The organism is Bacillus sp. HU-1818 (assembly GCF_022695965.1).
GTDB classification, from domain to species: domain Bacteria; phylum Bacillota; class Bacilli; order Bacillales; family Bacillaceae; genus Bacillus; species Bacillus atrophaeus.
Genome location: NZ_JAAPBE010000001.1, coordinates 907,393 through 924,930, shown reverse-complemented (window position 1 = coordinate 924,930; position 17,538 = coordinate 907,393). Strand labels below are relative to the sequence as shown.

Genomic DNA, 17,538 nt, shown 5'->3' with positions numbered 1-17,538 from the left:
AGCGATGCGAATCCTATCTTTACATATCTATCAATATGGAAAATTTTCAAACCAAACGTTTCACTTTTCAACATCCGGGGTTCAATTAATCTACGGTTTGAATGAAGCCGGAAAAACGACCATGATGTCATTTATTGAAAGCATGCTGTTTGGGTTTCCGAAAACAAAAAAGTATGAGCCGAAAACAGGCGGCGTGTACGGAGGTATCTTAGAGGCGGAACACCATGAGTACGGCAGGATTAAGGTTGAACGGACAAAAGGAGCCTCAGGAAGGGTTCGGGTATACACGGCTGCAGGTGAAGTGAAAACTGAGGATTTTTTAAAGAAGCTTCTCAGGAACACGGATCGGGCGCTCTATAAATCAATTTATTCTTTTGATGTATTCGGTTTGCAGGAGATTCATACCTTTAATAGAGATAAAATCGGAGAGTTTTTGCTGTTTTCGAGCTTGTTCGGTGCCGAAGCGGTTTCAAAGCTTGACTCTCGGTTGGCGAAGGAACAAGACCGTCTTTATAAACCGAATGGCAGAAACCCTCGTTTAAATCAGGAACTCGAAACGCTTAAGCAGCTTACGGCAAAACTGAAACAGGCAGAATCTTTTGAAGCCGGCTACCACAGTCTTCTCGAGGAAAGAAAAGCGCTCGCCTCAAGCCTTGCCGCCGCTGAAACGGAGCTTGCCGGATTAACGGAACATATTCGTCATTTAGATGCGGCGATCCACATCAAGCCGCTGATAGACCAAAAAACGGCACTGCAACAAAAAATGGAGGCGTACCCGGCACAATCCGCCCGATTTCCAGCGGACGGACTGTATCAGCTTGAGAAATACGAGTCGCATATCCATCCGAAATCAGCCCAACTTGAGGCGCTCCGGGTAAAAGCGGCGGAATTATCCAGCCAGTCACAACAGCTTATTCCAAATGAAGAAATGTTGAAGAATGAAGCGCTCATTCAAAATCTGCTTGCAGAGTACCATATGTATCAATCATATGGCGAACAGCTTGCGGCCGTACAAGCGCAGCTTCGCCAGGTCTCTTCCCGCGTATCTTCCGGCTTGCAGCAGCTCGGCAAAATGGATGAAAAAGAGCTGCTGCACATGAATACCGCCTATGATTACGAATGGCAGCTGCAGCAGGCAATGCAAAGCTACGGCCAAGCCAGAGACAGAAAAAAGCAGCTTGATGAGACATTTGAACAGGCGCGGCGAGATCTTGAAGAAGCGGAACGGGCGTATGAAGAGTCCGCTGCCGCAGTGCTAAACGATCATCAGCGAAAAGAAAAGGAAGCCGCACTCAAAAAACAGGGGTTTTACCAAGGGCAAGAGGAACTGGCATCACAGCTTATGCTCTTAGAGAAGCAGCAGGCAAAACAAAAGAAGATCATCTTTGGTGCCGGCGTCCTCTGCACCGCCTTCTTTCTCATCGTAAATGAATGGCTGCCCGCGATTGCTTTTGCCGCTGCTGTTTTAATCTATCTATTCGTGACCTTTAAAAAGGCCCCTGCCATCCGTATGACTGCGCAGGGAAGCCATCAGAAAACAAATATGTCTTCAGAAGAAATGGATGAGCTGAAGGAAGCGCTGTGGCGGGATGATCAAAACAGACAGCAGTTGATTACACTCAAAGCGGTTTTACAGCAAAAAGAAGCCGGTTATGAAAGAGTCATTCGGCAATTTGAAGAGTGGGAAACGGAAATGGCCCCCGCTCAAAGCAGGATCGAAAGTTATAAGAAGGACCTCGGTTTCAGCGAAGACGCGTCTTTTTTGCTGGATGCCTATAGCTTAATGAAAGATTTGAAAAACGAGATCAAGAAAAAACACGAACTGACCATTGAAGCCGGAAGACTTCAAAAACACCGGCGGACTTTTGAGGCGCGGCTTAATCAGTTAATGCCATCAGAGAACGGGGATGAGCATACTGTTGCAGACCTCATTCATTTCCTGAAAAAAAGTGTCGAACGTGAAGAGAAAATAGAAAAGCAAAAAAGGGAAATAGAGACGGAAATTCAGTATGCCGAGGAGCAGATGCGGGATCTTGACCAAGAGATTCAGTACTTTCAAGCTCAGATTGACCAGCTATTTCACGCCGCAGGTGCAAATGACAGGGAAGATTTCCGGGCCATCGCTGAAATCGTCAAGAAACGGAAAGAGACTGAAGAGCAGCTTCAAAACGTAAAGGCGCAGCTGCAGGGGACTCATTCCGATGCAACTGAACTGGCAGGATCCGGGACGCTTTCAGAAATGAAACGAAGGCTTTCTGAAGTAAAGGAAAGAAGAGACCAGCTCCATGAGGATGTACATCATTCCAGGGAACAGCTTGCATTGCTTGCGGTCAGACAAGAACAGCTGGAGGCATCGGGAACAGTATCCGAGCTGAAGCTGCAAACTGAAATGCAAAAAGAACGGGTCAAATTGCTTGCAAAAGAATGGGCCGCCATTCAAATGGTTAGACAAGTGATCAAAGACAAAATGGAGCGCCATAAAAAAGTCGGATTGCCGCGCTTGTTAGAAACGGCAAAAGCATTTTTCCATCCTCTCACGGGCGGAAGCTATGACAATATCTATTTTTCCGAAACGGATGACTCTATTAGGGTGATGCGAAGCGACGGAATGACATTTCATGCGGAAGAGCTTTCACAGGCGACATGTGAGCAGCTATATGCATCGATACGTTTTGCGCTTGCACTTACCCGTCAGGATGGCGTTATGCTTCCGTTTCAGCTTGATGACAGTTTTGTTCACTTCGATCAGGAGCGTCTTAAACGAGTGCTTGAGGTGCTTGCCAGGTTCTCTGAGGGCAATAGGCAAATCCTTTATTTCACATGTCATGAACATGTCAAAGCGTCGTTTCCAAACGATCAAGTGATCCATTTATTGTCATAAATGAGTTTTTAGCTTAAAAGCTGTGTGTGATATACTGGTAATATGTAAGATATGGAGGGAGCTTTAATAGAATGGCTAAAGGAATTATGCTTCACGAGGTTGGCGAACAGGTTGACCAATATTTATTGATTAAATCCTCAACAAAGGGGATTGCAAGCAATGGAAAACCATTCTTGACATTAATGCTTCAAGACCAATCAGGTGATATTGAGGCGAAGCTATGGGATGCGAAGCAAAGCGATGAAACTACCTATGCACCGCAAACGATCGTTAAGGTCGTCGGGGATGTCCATCACTACCGCGGTCGAAATCAGCTGAAGCTGAGAAACATCAGACCGGCGGGTGAGCATGAAAATGTAAACATTGATGACTTTTTAGAAACGGCGCCCATCCCGAAAAATGAGATGATGGACACTGTCACCCAATATATATTTGAAATGAAAAACCCGAATATCCAGCGGATCACAAGACATCTGGTCAAAAAATACGGTGCAGAGTTTATAGATTATCCTGCAGCTACCAAAAACCATCATGAATTTGTCTCCGGTCTGGCGTATCATGTTGTGTCCATGCTGAATCTGGCAAAAGCGATAGCGGATTTATATCCGTCGCTTGACCGTGACCTTTTGTATGCCGGCGTGATTTTGCATGATCTCGGAAAAGTAAAAGAGCTGTCCGGCCCTGTATCAACCACGTATACAGTAGAAGGCAATCTGCTCGGCCACATCTCCATCATGGTGACTGAGCTTTCAAAAGCGGCAGAGGAGCTTCAAATTGATTCAGAAGAGGTGCTGATCCTTCAGCATTTGATCTTGAGCCATCACGGCAAAGCGGAATGGGGAAGTCCAAAACCGCCGATGGTAAAAGAAGCGGAAATTCTGCATTACATTGACAACCTTGACGCGAAAATGAACATGATGGACAGAGCACTCGAACGGGTGAAGCCGGGCGAGTATACCGAGCGGGTATTTGCACTGGAAAACCGTTCATTCTATAAACCGTCGTTCCACGAATAATACGAAAGGGCTGGTCCTCCAAACACATGATATGTTTGAAGGGTCAGTCCTTTTTTTATCAGCTTCTTCACTCATAACTTGTCTGTCTGATGCATAAAGTTAGAAATAAAGAAACTATGCAAAAAGGGGGAAGAGGCCGTGCTATTTTTTCCGTGGTGGGTATACCTTTGCATCATCGGCATCATTTTCAGTGCTTATAAGCTGGTGACAACTGCGAAAGAGGAAGAAAAGCTTGACCAGTCTTTTATTGAAAAAGAAGGACAAATTTATATAGAGCGAATGGAACAAGAAAAACAACGCCGTCTGGCTCCGATTGCTTCTGCTGAAACGGAGCAGGGCGAAGAAGATCAAAACCATTCGATCGCATAAAAAAAGCGCAGCTCTTTAAAAGAGCCTGCGCTTTTTTTTATTTGGAAGTGCTTGAAGATGTGTTAAATGTATCTTTTAAATCTTTGTCTTTCACATCAATATCAGCTTTTTTGATCACTTTTTCAACAGCAGCCTGAACAGCTGATGTATCGCTGAGTTTTTGTTCTTTCACGTCTTTCTTAAGATCTTTCTTCATGTCATCATATTTTCCGCGTTCCTCGGTATTTTTGATGATATGGTAGCCGAATTGCGTTTTAACAGGGTCGCTGACTTCGCCTTTTTTCAGCTTAAATGCCGCTTTGCTGAAAGTCGCATCCAATTGGGTATCATCTTTTGAAATCCAGCCAAGATCTCCGCCGTTGTTTGCTGAGCTGTCTGTAGAGTATTCTTTCGCAAGGTCTTCAAATTTCTCGCCTTTTTTCAGCTTTTTCTCCACTTCTTCAGCTGTATCTTTGTCAGCGACAAGGATGTGACTTGTACGGATTTTTCCTTTCAGACCTTCCCAATATTCTTTTACATCGTCATCAGTTACTTTGATGTTATCTTCAGCGGCTTTTTGTGTGAGCAATTCATATTTTACCTGTTCTTTCAGGTAATCCTCGCCATATTGCTCTTTGAGGGCAGAATATTGATCGCCGAGCTGTGTTTTATACTCTTTTAGTTTTTTGTCAATTTCTTTGTCCGTTACTTTATACTTTTTAGCTAACACTTTTTCTTGTACAAGCTGAGTCAGCACACTGGCTCCGGCTGTTTTTTTCATGTTTGTGTAAAGTTCGCCCTTCGTTACATCGCCGGCGTCTGTTTTAGCGATGACTTCTTTGTCGCCGCTGCTGCAAGCGCTAAGAGCCAAAATGCTTGTAGCAGTAATAGCTGCAATTGCCATTTTTTTCATTTTTCTCAAACACTCCTAATCATTCCAAATTAAATTGCCTATGCGTATCATAACATATTGTGGCATTCTGTAAAAAGATTTTAAATAACGGGCATTCGTCTAGTCAAACTCTCCCCAGTTACATACAAATATATTGATCAAGAAAAGGAGGTATGTAGCATGAGCGGAGGATACTCAAATGGTTTCGCGTTGCTCGTTGTACTGTTCATTTTGCTTATCATCGTAGGTGCAGCGTACATTTACTAAGCAGTTTAGGATCGCTTGCAGTTTGAGCGGTCCTTTACTTTCAGATCAGCCTAATCGTTTTAACACCTAACTGCATAAGATGTAATTGGAAAATAAACCTTTTTTGAGGAGGTGCTTTTCAGATGGGCGAAGTTTTCGCAGGCGGTTTTGCGCTATTGGTTGTATTGTTTATTTTATTGATCATCATCGGTGCTTCTTGGCTGTATTAATCAGAAAACAAAAAAGCATAGCTGCCGGACGTCCGACAGCTATGCTTTTTACTGTTGTTGTTTAAACAGTAAAGGAGATCTCTACAAACGAAGAGATCAGCAAAATTAAAATGGATACATTAATGAATCTGAATACCTTATCCTGCCGCTCTTCAGGAATCTCTCTGACAAGGCATAATGTATTTGTGAGCTTGTTTATAAAGTACAAAATAAACAAGGCTGCCACGATAAAATAGAATAAAATGATGGGAGATTCCCCCTCTCTCTGAACTGCTCCCATATTACATTACCAAATATTTATACAAAAAGATAGAAATTAAACTGAAATATCAGGTATGGAAAGCGCGGCACAGCTACTTTTCCACCAATATATCAAAGCCGTCAGCTTCCTGATCTATGAAGCACGCTTTCGGCGCTTTCAGCAATTTTAATGCAAACAAGAAATCGGGCAGACAATAACCGAAATGAATGCTTGAAATAATACAGAAATAATGAGCGTGGCTTGGAAATGCCAGCCCTGCGTAAAATAATACCGGCGTAATCAGCAAAAACGGGCTTAGCAATGAAATGAGCATAGTCATTTTAGGAATCCGTTTCCACTGACGCAGTCTTAACAAGTAAATCTTTTTTTCTATTTTTCTTTTTTTGCTGATGATCGGCAGGACATGGATGGCTTTATGTACAAGTAAAGTAACAACGAGCAAAACGCCGAAGACAGGTACATATTCATCGCTTAAGCTCATTTTCGGCCGCAGCAGTTCGAACGCTAAAAAATTCGATATAAAAAACATAATCATTAAACAGACAGCAATCAATACGATGCGAACGGCCCCATAATCTTTCACAAGATTAATGGTTTTCCAGCAATTCATCAAAGTCATCCTTCCGTACAAAGCGTGAATACAATCTCAAAATAATTTACTCCTCCCAAGAGAAAAAATCAATCCTTTTTCACGAAAAAAAATGGTTTTGGCAGGAATTTTTTTGAAAGCGCCAAACAATCTGGGAAATGTACGGTTAGAACTTTCTTCTCACTGCATTATCAGCTAAAATAAGATTAAAGATAGAAAGAAGTGAAACGGATGGATTCGATGGATCATCGCATTGAGCGATTGGAATATTACATACAATTATTAGTGAAAACAGTAGATATGGACCAATATCCCTTCTATGCGATGCTGATTGAAAAAGGGCTGACCAAGCGGGAAGGGGAAGAGGTTGAACGGATTTGCCGCGATTTGGAAGAAGAGCTGGCGTCACAAAAAGCGCAAGGTTTTGTGACTTTCGAAAAGCTCCTTGCGCTTTTTGCCGGACAATTAAATGAAAAATTAGATGTCCACGAAACGATTTTTGCCTTATACAAGCAGGGGATGTATACCGAGCTGATGGAAGAATTTATTGAAATCATCAGGAACTTTGACTAACTGTTGACCGGTTCGAGGTGTTCAGCTGTTTCATCAAGAAGGTCGCCGTCTGTTTTTTTCTTCAATTTTCCGTCTTCAATATTAAAATCGTTTTCGATATTCATAAGCGATTTTTCAAAGTACTCCATAAAGTCATCTCCGTATATATTACGGATAATACAAGTCATTTCTGCGTTTTCAGGGAATTTTCCGAATAATTGATATAAAGGCTGTGATCCTTTGAATACCGCATTACGCGTCGGATCAAATTCTTCAAGCAAGCTCGAAAAGATATTTTCCCCTTCTTCGGTCAGCTGAATGTACGTGTTTCGTTTATCATTTAACCGCTTCGAAAATTTAAGATACCCCCGCTCCTCAAGCTTCTTAGAGAAATTAAAGGCCGTTGATACATGCATCACGCCGAACTTCGCAATTTCAGAAATTGAAGCCCCGTCCAGCTGATAGGCTATCCATAAGATATGATGTTCGTTAATATTCAAGTCGTATGGCTTGAGCCATTGCTGCCAATCCTTCTCTAAAGATTTCCAAAGGGCCTTGCTCAGCTGTGCCATTTTTTGAGTAAAAACAAGTGCTTCTTTTAAATCATAAGGCGGTTCCACTCGATTCATTACGTTCACCTGCTTCTCTTTATCTTTGTCTCTATTATGCCAATAAAATAAAGATTAATAAAGATGAAAATTTAAGAATTTTATAATAAATTCAGAACCCGTTGCCAAATAAGGATTTTCAGCCTAAAAAAAGTGCAGGGAAGCCATTTTCCCGCACTTTTTTTAATTAGAATAGGATATTAGTTTTGTAAGGTTTTCTCCAGCTGTTTAATCTTCTCTTCAATATCCGCAATTTCCTTTTGCAGATCCTGCTGGTGCGGTTTAATTTCTTCCTGCCATTTTTTAATTGAGGTTTGCAGCTCGCCGCTTACGTCTTTAATGACATCAGCGCTTTCTTTCGCAGCTTTGACTAGCTGATCTTTTAATGCCACGCCGTCTGTTTTTAAGCGTTTGATCGTTTCTTCAAAAGATTCACAATTAGATTTAATTTTCCCGCGCAGCTCTTTACCTGATGAAGGTGCTGAAAGCAAAACCGCCGCGCCTCCGATAATCCCGCCTACGAATAGTCCTGTTAAAAGAGAACGTCCGTTAGCCATTTGTATCACCCCGTTTTTTCTTTGGATATCATACATGTGTAAGCTTTTTCTCATTCTAGCTGGAATAAGAAACTTCTATACATAGCTTGCTTTATTTTAGCATATTTTTTAAGTGAAAAGGAGGGAGAAGGTTGTCTGTCTTTATGATTGTGTTATCATGTATGACTCTTGCTTTCGCTTCAGGCGCCGTTTACTATATCAGACTTCTCGGCCAGGCTGCGTCTTACCCGCCGAAAAGGGTTCTCCGGCAAAAGGCGCTTGTTTGTTCAACCGGAACCGCCCTCACTCTATGTCTTATCTTTTTCACAAAACTGCTCGTTTGAAACCTGTTGAAGCGCCGTCAGCTCTCTTATATAAAAAAACCTCTTCCAGTGTGATTCGGAAGAGGCGTTTTAGATCAATGATTACGCCGGTTCGGATAAACTCGACCGTTTCATGATGGTTTGCACAATCGGATACATAATAATCATCGCGATAGTATTCACAGCGGCTGCAGGCAGGACAATTGCGACAAATAGTGCGGCAAAACCGCCCGGCAAACCGACAATAAGTAATGCTGATAATAAAAATACCGTTCCCGACAAGATGGTTCCGATAGCCGTCAGAATAGCACATGACGCTGTTTTTTGGCTCTTTCTGAACACAAGGAACAGGGTGAAAAACAGAAACGCCGAAACCGGTTTGTCAACGATGTTTGGAAGCTGTCCGCCCGGAAAAGCGGTTGTCAGAGCCGAAAGCAATCCGGTCACAAATCCGATCAGAAGCACATTTTGCACCCGCGGAAACAGCAGGATGGCCATAAACATCATGATCAGCATCATATCGGGCTTCATGCCGCCTAAAAAAGGCGGAATAATGGAATGGAGCGCTGCGCCGATTGCGGCAAACAGTGCCATAATGACTAACTCTTTTGTTTTCATAACTATGCTCTCCTCTGCTAAGCTCTTTTTGCCTTCCAATAATATGCTCGTCATTTATTGCGAGGGCTTAAAAGAATATAATATGCAAACAGTATATCAAAGGAACGGTTTGCATAGAAGATTATTTACTCATTTTCTTGCTGGAATTTCTTCATAAAGGCTGCCAGTTTTTCGCAGTCTTTCAGTGTGACAGCGTTATAGATGGAAGCACGGCAGCCTCCGACAGAGCGATGTCCGCCAAGCCCGACCATTTTCGCTTCTTTTGCCTGCTGGACAAATGTCTTTGTCAGCTCATCATCACGAAGGGTGAAGGTGACATTCATGCGTGAACGGCTGTCTTTTTCGGCGTGGCCTTTGTAGAAACCGCCGCTTTCATCAATGCAGCTGTACAGCACGTTTGCCTTTTGCTCATTGCGCTGTTCAGCCGCATCAATGCCGCCGTTTTCTTTCAGCCATTCTAGGACAAGGCTCAGCATGTATATCGCAAATGTCGGAGGTGTATTGTACAGTGAGTCCGCTTTTGTATGCGTTGAATATTTTAGGATTTTAGGAACGTTCGCGTTTTCATTTTCTAGCCACGATTTCTTCATCACCACAACGGTAACGCCTGAAGGCCCGAGGTTTTTTTGCGCGCCTCCGTAAATGATGTCAAATTTGGATACATCGATTTTTCTGCTTAAAATATCGCTGGACATGTCAGCAACGAGCGGAATTGGAGAATTCGGGAATTCCTGCCACTGTGTGCCGAAAATCGTATTGTTAGATGTAATATGTAAATATGCGCCGTCTTTTACATCCGTAAGCTCAACCTCGGGAATGTAGCTGTAATTGTCTGATTCGCTTGTCGCCGTCACAGAAGTGTTTCCGAACAATTTGGCTTCAGCGAGCGCTTTTTCAGACCAAGCGCCTGTCATCACAAAATGAGCGGTTTTTTCAGGTGTTAAAAAGTTCATCGGAAGCATTGAGAATTGAAGGCTTGCCCCGCCTTGAAGAAACAGAATGTCATAGTCTTCCGGGATGCCCATCAGTTCAATCAGCAGGCTTTTCGCTTTTTGATGCACCGCTTCATATTCTTTGCTGCGGTGGGAAAGCTCCATAACGGACATGCCGGATTCATTAAAATCAATAAACTCTTTCTGTGCTTTTTGCAGAACTTCCAATGGCAGCGCTGCAGGACCTGCGTTAAAATTCGTTGTACGTTCCATCATAATCTCTCCCTGTTTTCCACGTTAATGTATGAAATAATACAATTATCCTATCACAAAAATTCAGTTTTTTTTATAAAAAATTTGAATTGTCTAAAGAAAGTGACGAATTTTAACGATTTGTTCCCATAACAAAAAACCCCATCTTATGATGAGGCCAGGCGTTTGGCAATGGATGAAGAAATGTCTTGCAGATCTTCCGGTTTGTAATCATCTGCATGTGTTTTCCACACTGCTCCGAATCCGTCTCCTTTTCCGTAGCGCGGGATAATATGCATATGGTAATGGAAAACAGATTGTCCTGCTTTTTCGCCGTTGTTGTTTAACGTATTTAAGCCGATCGGTTCAAATTCATCTCTGATCGCACGGGCGATTTTTGGTACGGCTTGAAAATATTGCTTTGATAATTCCTCTGTAAATTCGTAAACATTTTCAATATGTGTTTTCGGGACAACCAGTGTATGTCCTTTCGTCACTTGGCTGATATCAAGAAATGCCAACACATGTTCATCTTCATATACCTTTGCTGACGGAATTTCACCGGCAATGATTTTACAAAAAATACAATTCTCTTGGCTATGCATAAGCGGTTCCTCCTTATGAAATTGTTTATGTATAAGCTCATCGTACCACAGAAAAGCGAAAAATAGAAAACAGGATGAACGGCGGAGCGTTCACCCTGAATGCAGAGGAATAGCTTAAGTTAAGAAAATTCGGATATGCCTTTTGTAAGCACCTCATTTGTTTATAAAATGAAGACTTTTTTAACGCCTATAGATTCCTGCGACAAACACCTCATTTGACAGTCAGCTTCATGTTTAATGAAGAAATTCATCAATTTAGTGAATGAGAAATGGTCTAAGCATTGGACATGTGAATTTCTATCCAACTGTTTTTAAGACGTCTTTGACAAACACCTCGTTTTTCAGTTGATTAAAGCTTTTTCCTCTACAACCATTATGATGTCCCGGAATCGGTTTGTTTATTACAGCTATTTTTAAGAATTCAGGAAAAGGGAATCGTTTCAAATCAGCCTTTATTTTTGGTACTATTAAGAAAACAAATTGAAGGGGAGAAACTATGTCTCTGCTATCGGTAAAAAATGTGACCGGCGGGTACACAAGAAACCCGGTCTTAAAAAATATTTCCTTCGCTCTTGAACCGAATCAGATCGTCGGTTTAATCGGGCTGAATGGAGCAGGCAAAAGTACAACAATCAGACATATCATCGGTTTAATGGACCCGCATAAAGGCGCGATTGAATTAAACGGTAAAACATTCGCTGACGATCCGACCGGCTATCGGTCGCAATTCACCTATATACCGGAAACACCCGTCTTGTATGAAGAGCTGACGCTTATGGAGCACCTTGAATTGACGGCTATGGCGTACGGGCTTTCAAAAGACACATTAGAAAAGAGGCTCCCTCCGCTCTTAAAAGAATTCCGGATGGAAAAACGGCTGAAATGGTTTCCGGCCCATTTCTCCAAAGGAATGAAGCAGAAGGTTATGATTATGTGCGCGTTCCTTGCAGAGCCTGAGCTGTATATTATTGATGAGCCGTTTCTGGGATTGGACCCGCTCGCTATCAACGCGCTGCTTGAACGGATGAATGAAGTCAAAAGGGGCGGGGCGAGCGTCCTCATGTCCACGCATATTCTGGCAACGGCAGAACGCTATTGTGACTCATTTATCATTTTACATAACGGCGAGGTGCGGGCGAGCGGAACGCTGGCCGATCTCAGAGAACAGTTCGGAATGAGGGATGCGGCGCTGGACGATTTATATATTGAACTGACAAAGGAAGAAGACGGCCATGAATAATATGCTTGATATTTGGCAGTCACGGCTTCAAGAGCATATAAAAGAAACCAGAATGTATATGAAATATATGCTCAATGACCATCTCGTCATCGTCCTGATTTTTTTTATTGCCGGGGCGGCGAGCTGGTACAGCAAATGGGTGAAGGATATACCCGCCCATTTTCCGTCCTTTTGGGTGATGGCGGTGCTGTTTTCCCTTATCCTTACCGGTTCATATGTACGGACGTTGCTGAAGGAAGCCGATCTGGTCTTTCTATTGCCCCTTGAACCGAAAATGGAGCCTTATTTAAAGCAGGCGTTTACGTACAGCTATCTTTCTCAGCTTTTTCCGCTGATCGCTCTGACTTTAGTCTGTATGCCGCTTTATTTTGCCGTTAATCCGGCGGCAACGCTTGTTTCTTATACAGTTATTTTCATACAGCTGCTGATCCTGAAAGCGTGGAATCAGGCGATGGAGTGGAGGATCACCTTTCTGAGTGACCGAAACAAAAAGCTGACAGACGCTATGGTCAGATTTGTAGCCAATGCCCTTGTCCTTTACTTTGTATTGCAATCTTTGTATGTATACGCAATTGTTGTGTATGTCATCATGGCAGCGCTTCTGATGTACTTTACAGCGGCTGCAAAGCATAAATCATTTAAATGGGAAGCGCATATTGATTACGAATTGAGACGGAAACAGCGGTTTTACAGAATCGCCAATCTGTTTACAGATGTGCCGCATTTGAAAAAGAGAGCCAAGCGCAGGGCGTATCTTGACTTTTTGCTGCGGCTTATCCCGTTTGAACAGCGAAAAACGTTCTCTTATATGTATGCGCGCGCCTTCTTGCGGTCGAGTGATTATTTGGGAATACAAGTGAGGCTGACGGTTATTTTCGCACTGATTATTATGTATGCCTCTTCAAGTGAGTGGATCGCAGCGGTTTTAACCGTGTTCACTTTATTTATCACGGGCATCCAGATGCTCCCGCTTTTCGGTCATTTTGATCACCTTTCCTTGCAGGAGCTGTATCCAGTGAAGAAGGAAGAGAAAAAGAAAAGTTATTTTGCTTTGTTAAAAACAGCTTTAGGCGTGCAGGCATTAATCTTGATTGCCGCTTCTGTCTATGCGGCGGGTTTGACAGGCGGATTGTACGCTTTAATCGGTTCCGCAGTGCTTATCTTTGCCCTGTTGCCGTCATACATGAGCGCCAGATTGAAAAAATACGGAAAGATTTGATTGAAACCTTTTCTCCATTCATATCGTGTAATAAAAAAGCGAGACGAAGGAGTGGAAGCTGATGACAGACAGCGAGCTGCTGTTAAACGAAGCGTTTCAATGGAAAATGCGTTTTTTAAGAAAGTCCTCGATGTTTGAACGGTTTTCGAAGGGTGTGCAAATGAAGGTGAATGAGCGCATTCCTGAGAAAATTCATGCAGCGGTAACCGAGAGCATAAAAAAGATGGTGGAAGCTACCATGCTTGGTTCCAATATAACAGCCTTTAAAAAGGACACAAGCAGCTTTTCCGTCAGAGAAAAAGATAAGCTTGCTAAAAAAAACGATTGCTTCCTATCAAAAGATGGCCGCTGCTGAAGGGATTGGCACCGGAGCGGGCGGTTTTATGCTGGGGGTAGCTGATTTTCCGCTGCTGCTCAGCATAAAGATGAAATGTTTATTTACATTGTCGTCCATTTACGGTTTCGATGTAAAGAACCGTGACGAGAGGTTATACCTTCTGCTTATTTTTCAGCTTGCATTCTCAAGCGATGAACATCGGAAAAAAGTTTTTTCTGCACTGGAGAATTGGGAAAGGGTCAAAGAAGACATTGACTGGAGAGTCTTTCAGCAGGAATACCGGGATTATATTGATGTTGTCAAGCTATTTCAGCTACTGCCGGGCATTGGCGCGGCGGTGGGCGGAATCGCCAACTACAAACTGCTTGCACAGCTGGGAGAGACGGCAAGACATGTGTTTCATCTGAGATTACTAAAAGAAACAGCCGGAGAATAAATGCCGGCTGTTTTTTTATGAATGATGATATGAGATTGCAGCCCCTGCAAGCACTTTGGCGGCTGTCAGCATTGCTTTTTCATTGATATCAAATTTAGGGTGGTGGTGGGGGTGAACACATTCAGGATCTTCAGGGGCAGCTCCCGTGAAGAAAAAGGTTCCTTTCACATGCTGCAAGTAATAAGCGAAATCCTCACCGCCCATTTGCGGATCAGCTTCGATTACATGCTCCACGCCTTCTGTTGTCTTTGCGATGCTGGCTAGGTGGTTTGTTTCTTCCGGGTGATTGACAACTGCCGGATAACCGCGTTCATAGCTGTAATCATAGGAGGCCGCATGCATATCGCAAACTCCTTTAACGACAGATTCAATTTCCTTTTCCAAAAGGCTGCGTACATTTTCGTCAAAAGAACGTGCCGTGCCGATTAGTGTGGCTTGATCCGCAATCACATTAAACGGATTACTGGCGACGAATGAGCCGGTTGAAATAACGGCAGACTGAATCGGATTGACCTTTCGGCTGACAATGTGCTGAAGGGCGGTTACAATCTGCGATCCGATGAGAACGGCATCTTTTGTATCATGAGGATGAGCCCCGTGCCCTCCTTTTCCGCGAATGTTGATTGTAAACCTGTCAGCCGCTGCCATCACCGCACCTGTTCGGTAAAGGATGGTTCCAAGGGGTTCTGTCGCCCACAGATGGGTGCCGAATATAACATCCGCTTCCTCGAGGCAGCCGTCGGCAATCATCGGCTCCGCTCCGCCCGGGGCATATTCTTCCGCATGCTGATGAATTATGATGAATTTTCCCTTCAGTTTATGTCTGTTTTGAAAAAGCACCTTTGCAACCGAGAGTAAGGTCGCCGTATGGCCGTCATGCCCGCATGCGTGCATGACGCCAGGTACTGTAGAAGCGTAGGGAACATCTTTGGCGTCTTGAATGGGGAGGGCGTCAAAATCAGCTCTCAACGCAACAGCCGGACCGGGTTCACTGCCTTCAATATAAGCCAAAACCCCGCGTCCCCCGACTTGTGTCCGGATCGGAACACCGAGTTTTTCATAAAAGGAAGCGATAAACGCCGCCGTCTTTTCCTCCTGAAAGGAAAGTTCAGGGTTCATATGAAAGAACCGTCTGTGCTCTACCATTTCATCAAAACAGCTATCAAGCTGTTCATTTATACTTTTTTGAAGTGTCGAAAGTGACAAAAGCAGCATCCCCTTTTTGATCATCTTTTCCCATGATTGTATAGAAAGAGTCAGAAAATTTCAATCTCTTGATCATCAAAGAATAAAAATGGCTGCCACCGTGGTTGCCAATAAACCGATGACAACGGGAAAGAAGTTTTTTCTCGCCAGTTCAAACGGGTCTACTTTGCAAATCGCCGCGGCGGGGATGAGTGCCCACGGTATCAGCGTTCCGCCTCCGACCCAGATGGCGGAAATTTGCCCGAGTGCCGTTAAGACTGCGGGATCGGCATGTAAGGCGGCCGAAAAAAGCTTGGCGATGGAACCGTTGAGAGAAATGCCTGAAAAGCCTGAGCCGTCAAGGCCAGTCACTGCACCAACGGAAGTAAGAGTGATGGCGGCAAATTCCTTAGACATGGGAATAGCGTGAGATAAGGCAAAACCGAGGTCATTGACAATCCCGTCAGATCCTTCGGGAAGAGGGGTGCCGAGTATATGCTTAAAGCCTGAGTCGCCAAGATAAAAGAAAGCGGCAATCGGTATGACAGGGCCAAACACCTTAAAACCGAATTGGAAGCCTTCAATAAAATATCCGGTGATTTTTTCAAGGCTTTTTTGTTTGTAGACGATGAAATGGACAGTCATTAATATCATAATCGCCGTACCGCCAATCAATGCCGTGGCATCGTTGCCTTGGAGGTCAAGGATCAGCATGCAGCCGATATCAGCCAGAAAAACAATGGGAATAAAGAGAGCAAGCGCCGTCCTCAGGCGTCTCGGCAAATACATCCCGGTATTTTCTTTTGGAGGGGAAGGCAGGGTGGAAGCTGTTTTCAGTTTTGTCTTGTTTTGTTTTCTTTGATCACGCAGGATGATGATAAAGGCTGTGACTGTTGTAGTAAGGCCCATGATAAGGACGAGCGGAATGCTTGCCGACATCACATCATGTACAGGAATTCCGGCTGCATCAGCAGTAAGCTTCGGGGCTGCCTGAATGACATAATCACCAGAGAGGGCAAAACCGTGGCCAAACAAATTCATCGCCATGGCGGCCGCAATGGGAGAAAGGCCGGCGCGGATGGCGGCGGGAAGCAATATCGCTCCGATTAACGCCACTCCCGGAGAAGGCCAGAAAAACAGCGAAATGGCAAACATAAGTCCGCCAATGAGCCAATAGGCGATAACAGGGCCTTTGATCAGCCGTGCAAAAGGAGAAATCATCGCATCATTTATCCCGGTTTTCGTTAAGATCTCACTCATAGAAACAATAAAGCAAATGATAAAAATAGTAGGAAGCAATTCTGACGCCGCGTAAATGAAACTATGAAATAAACTGCTGACAGACGCATGAAGCGATTGTGTGGCCAATAACGAAATCGTAAAAATACCCGCCAACGAAATGAAGGTCGTATCTTTTCTTAACAGCATAAAAAGGATAATAGCCCCTATAAAAAGCACATATAAAACATGAATCGACATGCCCGTGACTTCCATTCAGATCACTCCGTTTATATTCCGCTTTGCTACAGAATATTCATAGGCGGGCATATGGTGCAAAGCTGGATCATAGGGAAGAATGTCATTTCCAAGGAAATAATGGGCGGGAACACGAAAAAAACTGCCGGAAAAATCCGGCAGTTATTCAACTGCGAAATAAGTGGTCACATACGAAGGGCGGGAGAACATGGACGTTGTGTCGATTCCTGCAGAAGTGTTCTGTTTTTTGTGAGCCTCACTGTAGGACGCGGACTGCTGCCAGTCATTGAAGGCTTTTTCCGTTTCCCAAAGGGTGAGAATGACATAGGTGTCGTTCTCAATCGGTCTCAGCACTCTGATTGCTTCAAAACCAGGTTCGTTTTCTACTTTTCCGGCTCTGTTTTTAAAGCGGTTTTCAAACAAGGGTCTTCCTTCCGGCGTTACGGCAATATTGTTTAATACCGCAAAACCCGGATTGCGGATTTCTCCAGCTTGGTCAATGCTTTCATATTGATGGGGCGCCTGAAATACAGTCGGTCCTTCTGTTTCATGCACAAGAATCGCATTTTCCTGACCTTGCATCAGCAGCATATTCTCCGAAGAATTCTTTTCAGCAATGGTCTTTAAAAAATCGGCTGTCCCATATGTAATATAAACATTCATATTTGCCACCTCCTGCTTGCTAGTATAACAAAAGAATGGTATAAGTTTCTATTGGCGACTCATTCAAACATAATTCGAAACAAATTTTCCCA

Annotated in this window: 20 protein-coding genes and 1 pseudogene; 10 read left to right on the top strand and 11 right to left on the bottom strand. The window is 43.6% G+C overall.

The features are described from left to right. The first annotated feature begins 4 nt into the window (after nt 1-4). The 3 genes from GXP75_RS04595 (at nt 5) to GXP75_RS04585 (ending at nt 4,266) form a co-directional block, all read left to right on the top strand. Complete coding sequence (locus tag GXP75_RS04595) at nt 5-2,881, top strand: ATP-binding protein (protein WP_277990658.1); 2,877 nt, start codon at nt 5-7, stop codon at nt 2,879-2,881. A 71-nt stretch (nt 2,882-2,952) separates the two neighbouring features. Next, complete coding sequence (yhaM, locus tag GXP75_RS04590) at nt 2,953-3,897, top strand: 3'-5' exoribonuclease YhaM (RefSeq protein WP_003327756.1); 945 nt, start codon at nt 2,953-2,955, stop codon at nt 3,895-3,897. A gap of 138 nt (nt 3,898-4,035) precedes the next feature. Beyond that, nucleotides 4,036-4,266, top strand: a complete 231-nt coding sequence (locus tag GXP75_RS04585; protein ID WP_106045352.1) for a sporulation YhaL family protein — start codon at nt 4,036-4,038, stop codon at nt 4,264-4,266. 37 nt (nt 4,267-4,303) lie between these two features. On the opposite strand, the gene GXP75_RS04580 is transcribed toward GXP75_RS04585, so the two are convergent. After that, on the bottom strand, nt 4,304-5,158 hold the full coding sequence (locus GXP75_RS04580) for a peptidylprolyl isomerase (protein WP_214918187.1): 855 nt from the start codon (nt 5,156-5,158) through the stop codon (nt 4,304-4,306). A 159-nt stretch (nt 5,159-5,317) separates the two neighbouring features. On the opposite strand from GXP75_RS04580, the gene yhzE1 reads away from it, so the two are divergent. Beyond that, the gene (gene yhzE1 / locus GXP75_RS04575) at nt 5,318-5,404 is read left to right on the top strand and encodes a sporulation protein YhzE1 (RefSeq protein ID WP_003327753.1); all 87 of its coding nucleotides are present in this window, start codon (nt 5,318-5,320) and stop codon (nt 5,402-5,404) included. Between the two features lie 122 nt (nt 5,405-5,526). Continuing rightward, nucleotides 5,527-5,613, top strand: coding sequence for a sporulation protein YhzE2 (gene yhzE2, locus GXP75_RS04570; RefSeq protein ID WP_003155248.1), 87 nt, complete (start codon nt 5,527-5,529; stop codon nt 5,611-5,613). A 61-nt stretch (nt 5,614-5,674) separates the two neighbouring features. Here the strand turns inward: yhzE2 and GXP75_RS04565 are convergent, their stop codons facing one another. Next, nucleotides 5,675-5,893: a hypothetical protein gene (locus tag GXP75_RS04565; RefSeq protein ID WP_003327751.1), complete on the bottom strand. Its 219-nt coding sequence runs from the start codon at nt 5,891-5,893 to the stop codon at nt 5,675-5,677. Between the two features lie 73 nt (nt 5,894-5,966). Next, nucleotides 5,967-6,485 carry a DUF3267 domain-containing protein gene (locus GXP75_RS04560; RefSeq protein ID WP_003327750.1) on the bottom strand — a complete coding sequence of 173 codons (519 nt, stop codon included), beginning with the start codon at nt 6,483-6,485 and terminating at the stop codon, nt 5,967-5,969. A gap of 210 nt (nt 6,486-6,695) precedes the next feature. Here GXP75_RS04560 and GXP75_RS04555 point away from each other — a divergent pair, with 210 nt between their 5' ends. Further along, nucleotides 6,696-7,037, top strand: a complete 342-nt coding sequence (locus GXP75_RS04555) for a YhaI family protein (RefSeq protein WP_242556219.1) — start codon at nt 6,696-6,698, stop codon at nt 7,035-7,037. Here the strand turns inward: GXP75_RS04555 and GXP75_RS04550 are convergent. Together GXP75_RS04550 and GXP75_RS04545 are read right to left on the bottom strand one after the other, a co-directional pair. After that, nucleotides 7,034-7,645: an HTH-type transcriptional regulator Hpr gene (locus GXP75_RS04550; RefSeq protein ID WP_214918185.1), complete on the bottom strand. Its 612-nt coding sequence runs from the start codon at nt 7,643-7,645 to the stop codon at nt 7,034-7,036. The two genes, GXP75_RS04555 and GXP75_RS04550, sit on opposite strands and share 4 nt — an antisense overlap. Before the next feature lie 179 nt (nt 7,646-7,824). Beyond that, nucleotides 7,825-8,181, bottom strand: a complete 357-nt coding sequence (locus tag GXP75_RS04545; RefSeq protein ID WP_150223708.1) for a YtxH domain-containing protein — start codon at nt 8,179-8,181, stop codon at nt 7,825-7,827. A 131-nt stretch (nt 8,182-8,312) separates the two neighbouring features. On the opposite strand from GXP75_RS04545, the gene yhzF reads away from it, so the two are divergent. Next, nucleotides 8,313-8,504: a membrane protein YhzF gene (gene yhzF, locus GXP75_RS04540; protein ID WP_003327746.1), complete on the top strand. Its 192-nt coding sequence runs from the start codon at nt 8,313-8,315 to the stop codon at nt 8,502-8,504. 81 nt (nt 8,505-8,585) lie between these two features. Here yhzF and GXP75_RS04535 read toward each other — a convergent pair whose 3' ends face one another. The 3 genes from GXP75_RS04535 to GXP75_RS04525 all read right to left on the bottom strand — a co-directional run bounded on the left by GXP75_RS04535 (nt 8,586) and on the right by GXP75_RS04525 (nt 10,890). Next, complete coding sequence (locus GXP75_RS04535; protein ID WP_214918183.1) at nt 8,586-9,101, bottom strand: tryptophan transporter; 516 nt, start codon at nt 9,099-9,101, stop codon at nt 8,586-8,588. Nucleotides 9,102-9,226: 125 nt separating this feature from the next. Beyond that, nucleotides 9,227-10,306: a 3-phosphoserine/phosphohydroxythreonine transaminase gene (gene serC, locus GXP75_RS04530; RefSeq protein WP_242556218.1), complete on the bottom strand. Its 1,080-nt coding sequence runs from the start codon at nt 10,304-10,306 to the stop codon at nt 9,227-9,229. 146 nt (nt 10,307-10,452) lie between these two features. Further along, the gene (locus GXP75_RS04525; RefSeq protein ID WP_061572510.1) at nt 10,453-10,890 is read right to left on the bottom strand and encodes an HIT family protein; all 438 of its coding nucleotides are present in this window, start codon (nt 10,888-10,890) and stop codon (nt 10,453-10,455) included. A gap of 496 nt (nt 10,891-11,386) precedes the next feature. Between GXP75_RS04525 and GXP75_RS04520 the strand changes: the two genes are divergently transcribed. The 3 genes and pseudogenes from GXP75_RS04520 (at nt 11,387) to GXP75_RS04510 (ending at nt 14,122) form a co-directional block, all read left to right on the top strand. Further along, a complete protein-coding gene (locus GXP75_RS04520; RefSeq protein ID WP_214918179.1) occupies nt 11,387-12,130 on the top strand; it encodes an ABC transporter ATP-binding protein in 744 nt (247 codons plus the stop codon). Further along, entirely contained in the window at nt 12,123-13,349 is a 1,227-nt protein-coding gene (locus tag GXP75_RS04515) for an ABC transporter permease (RefSeq protein ID WP_242556217.1), read from the top strand. The genes GXP75_RS04520 and GXP75_RS04515 overlap by 8 nt, the downstream gene beginning before the upstream one ends. A gap of 61 nt (nt 13,350-13,410) precedes the next feature. Further along, nucleotides 13,411-14,122, top strand: a pseudogene (locus GXP75_RS04510) (EcsC family protein). Between the two features lie 15 nt (nt 14,123-14,137). On the opposite strand, the gene GXP75_RS04505 reads toward GXP75_RS04510, so the two are convergent. The 3 genes from GXP75_RS04505 to hmoB all read right to left on the bottom strand — a co-directional run bounded on the left by GXP75_RS04505 (nt 14,138) and on the right by hmoB (nt 17,446). Beyond that, nucleotides 14,138-15,328 (bottom strand): M20 family metallopeptidase, encoded by a 1,191-nt coding sequence (locus GXP75_RS04505; RefSeq protein WP_242556216.1) that lies wholly within the window; start codon nt 15,326-15,328, stop codon nt 14,138-14,140. A gap of 75 nt (nt 15,329-15,403) precedes the next feature. Beyond that, nucleotides 15,404-16,801 (bottom strand): hypothetical protein, encoded by a 1,398-nt coding sequence (locus GXP75_RS04500; RefSeq protein ID WP_242556215.1) that lies wholly within the window; start codon nt 16,799-16,801, stop codon nt 15,404-15,406. 144 nt (nt 16,802-16,945) lie between these two features. Further along, nucleotides 16,946-17,446 carry a heme-degrading oxygenase HmoB gene (gene hmoB / locus GXP75_RS04495; RefSeq protein WP_150223701.1) on the bottom strand — a complete coding sequence of 167 codons (501 nt, stop codon included), beginning with the start codon at nt 17,444-17,446 and terminating at the stop codon, nt 16,946-16,948. Nucleotides 17,447-17,538 lie beyond the last annotated feature (92 nt).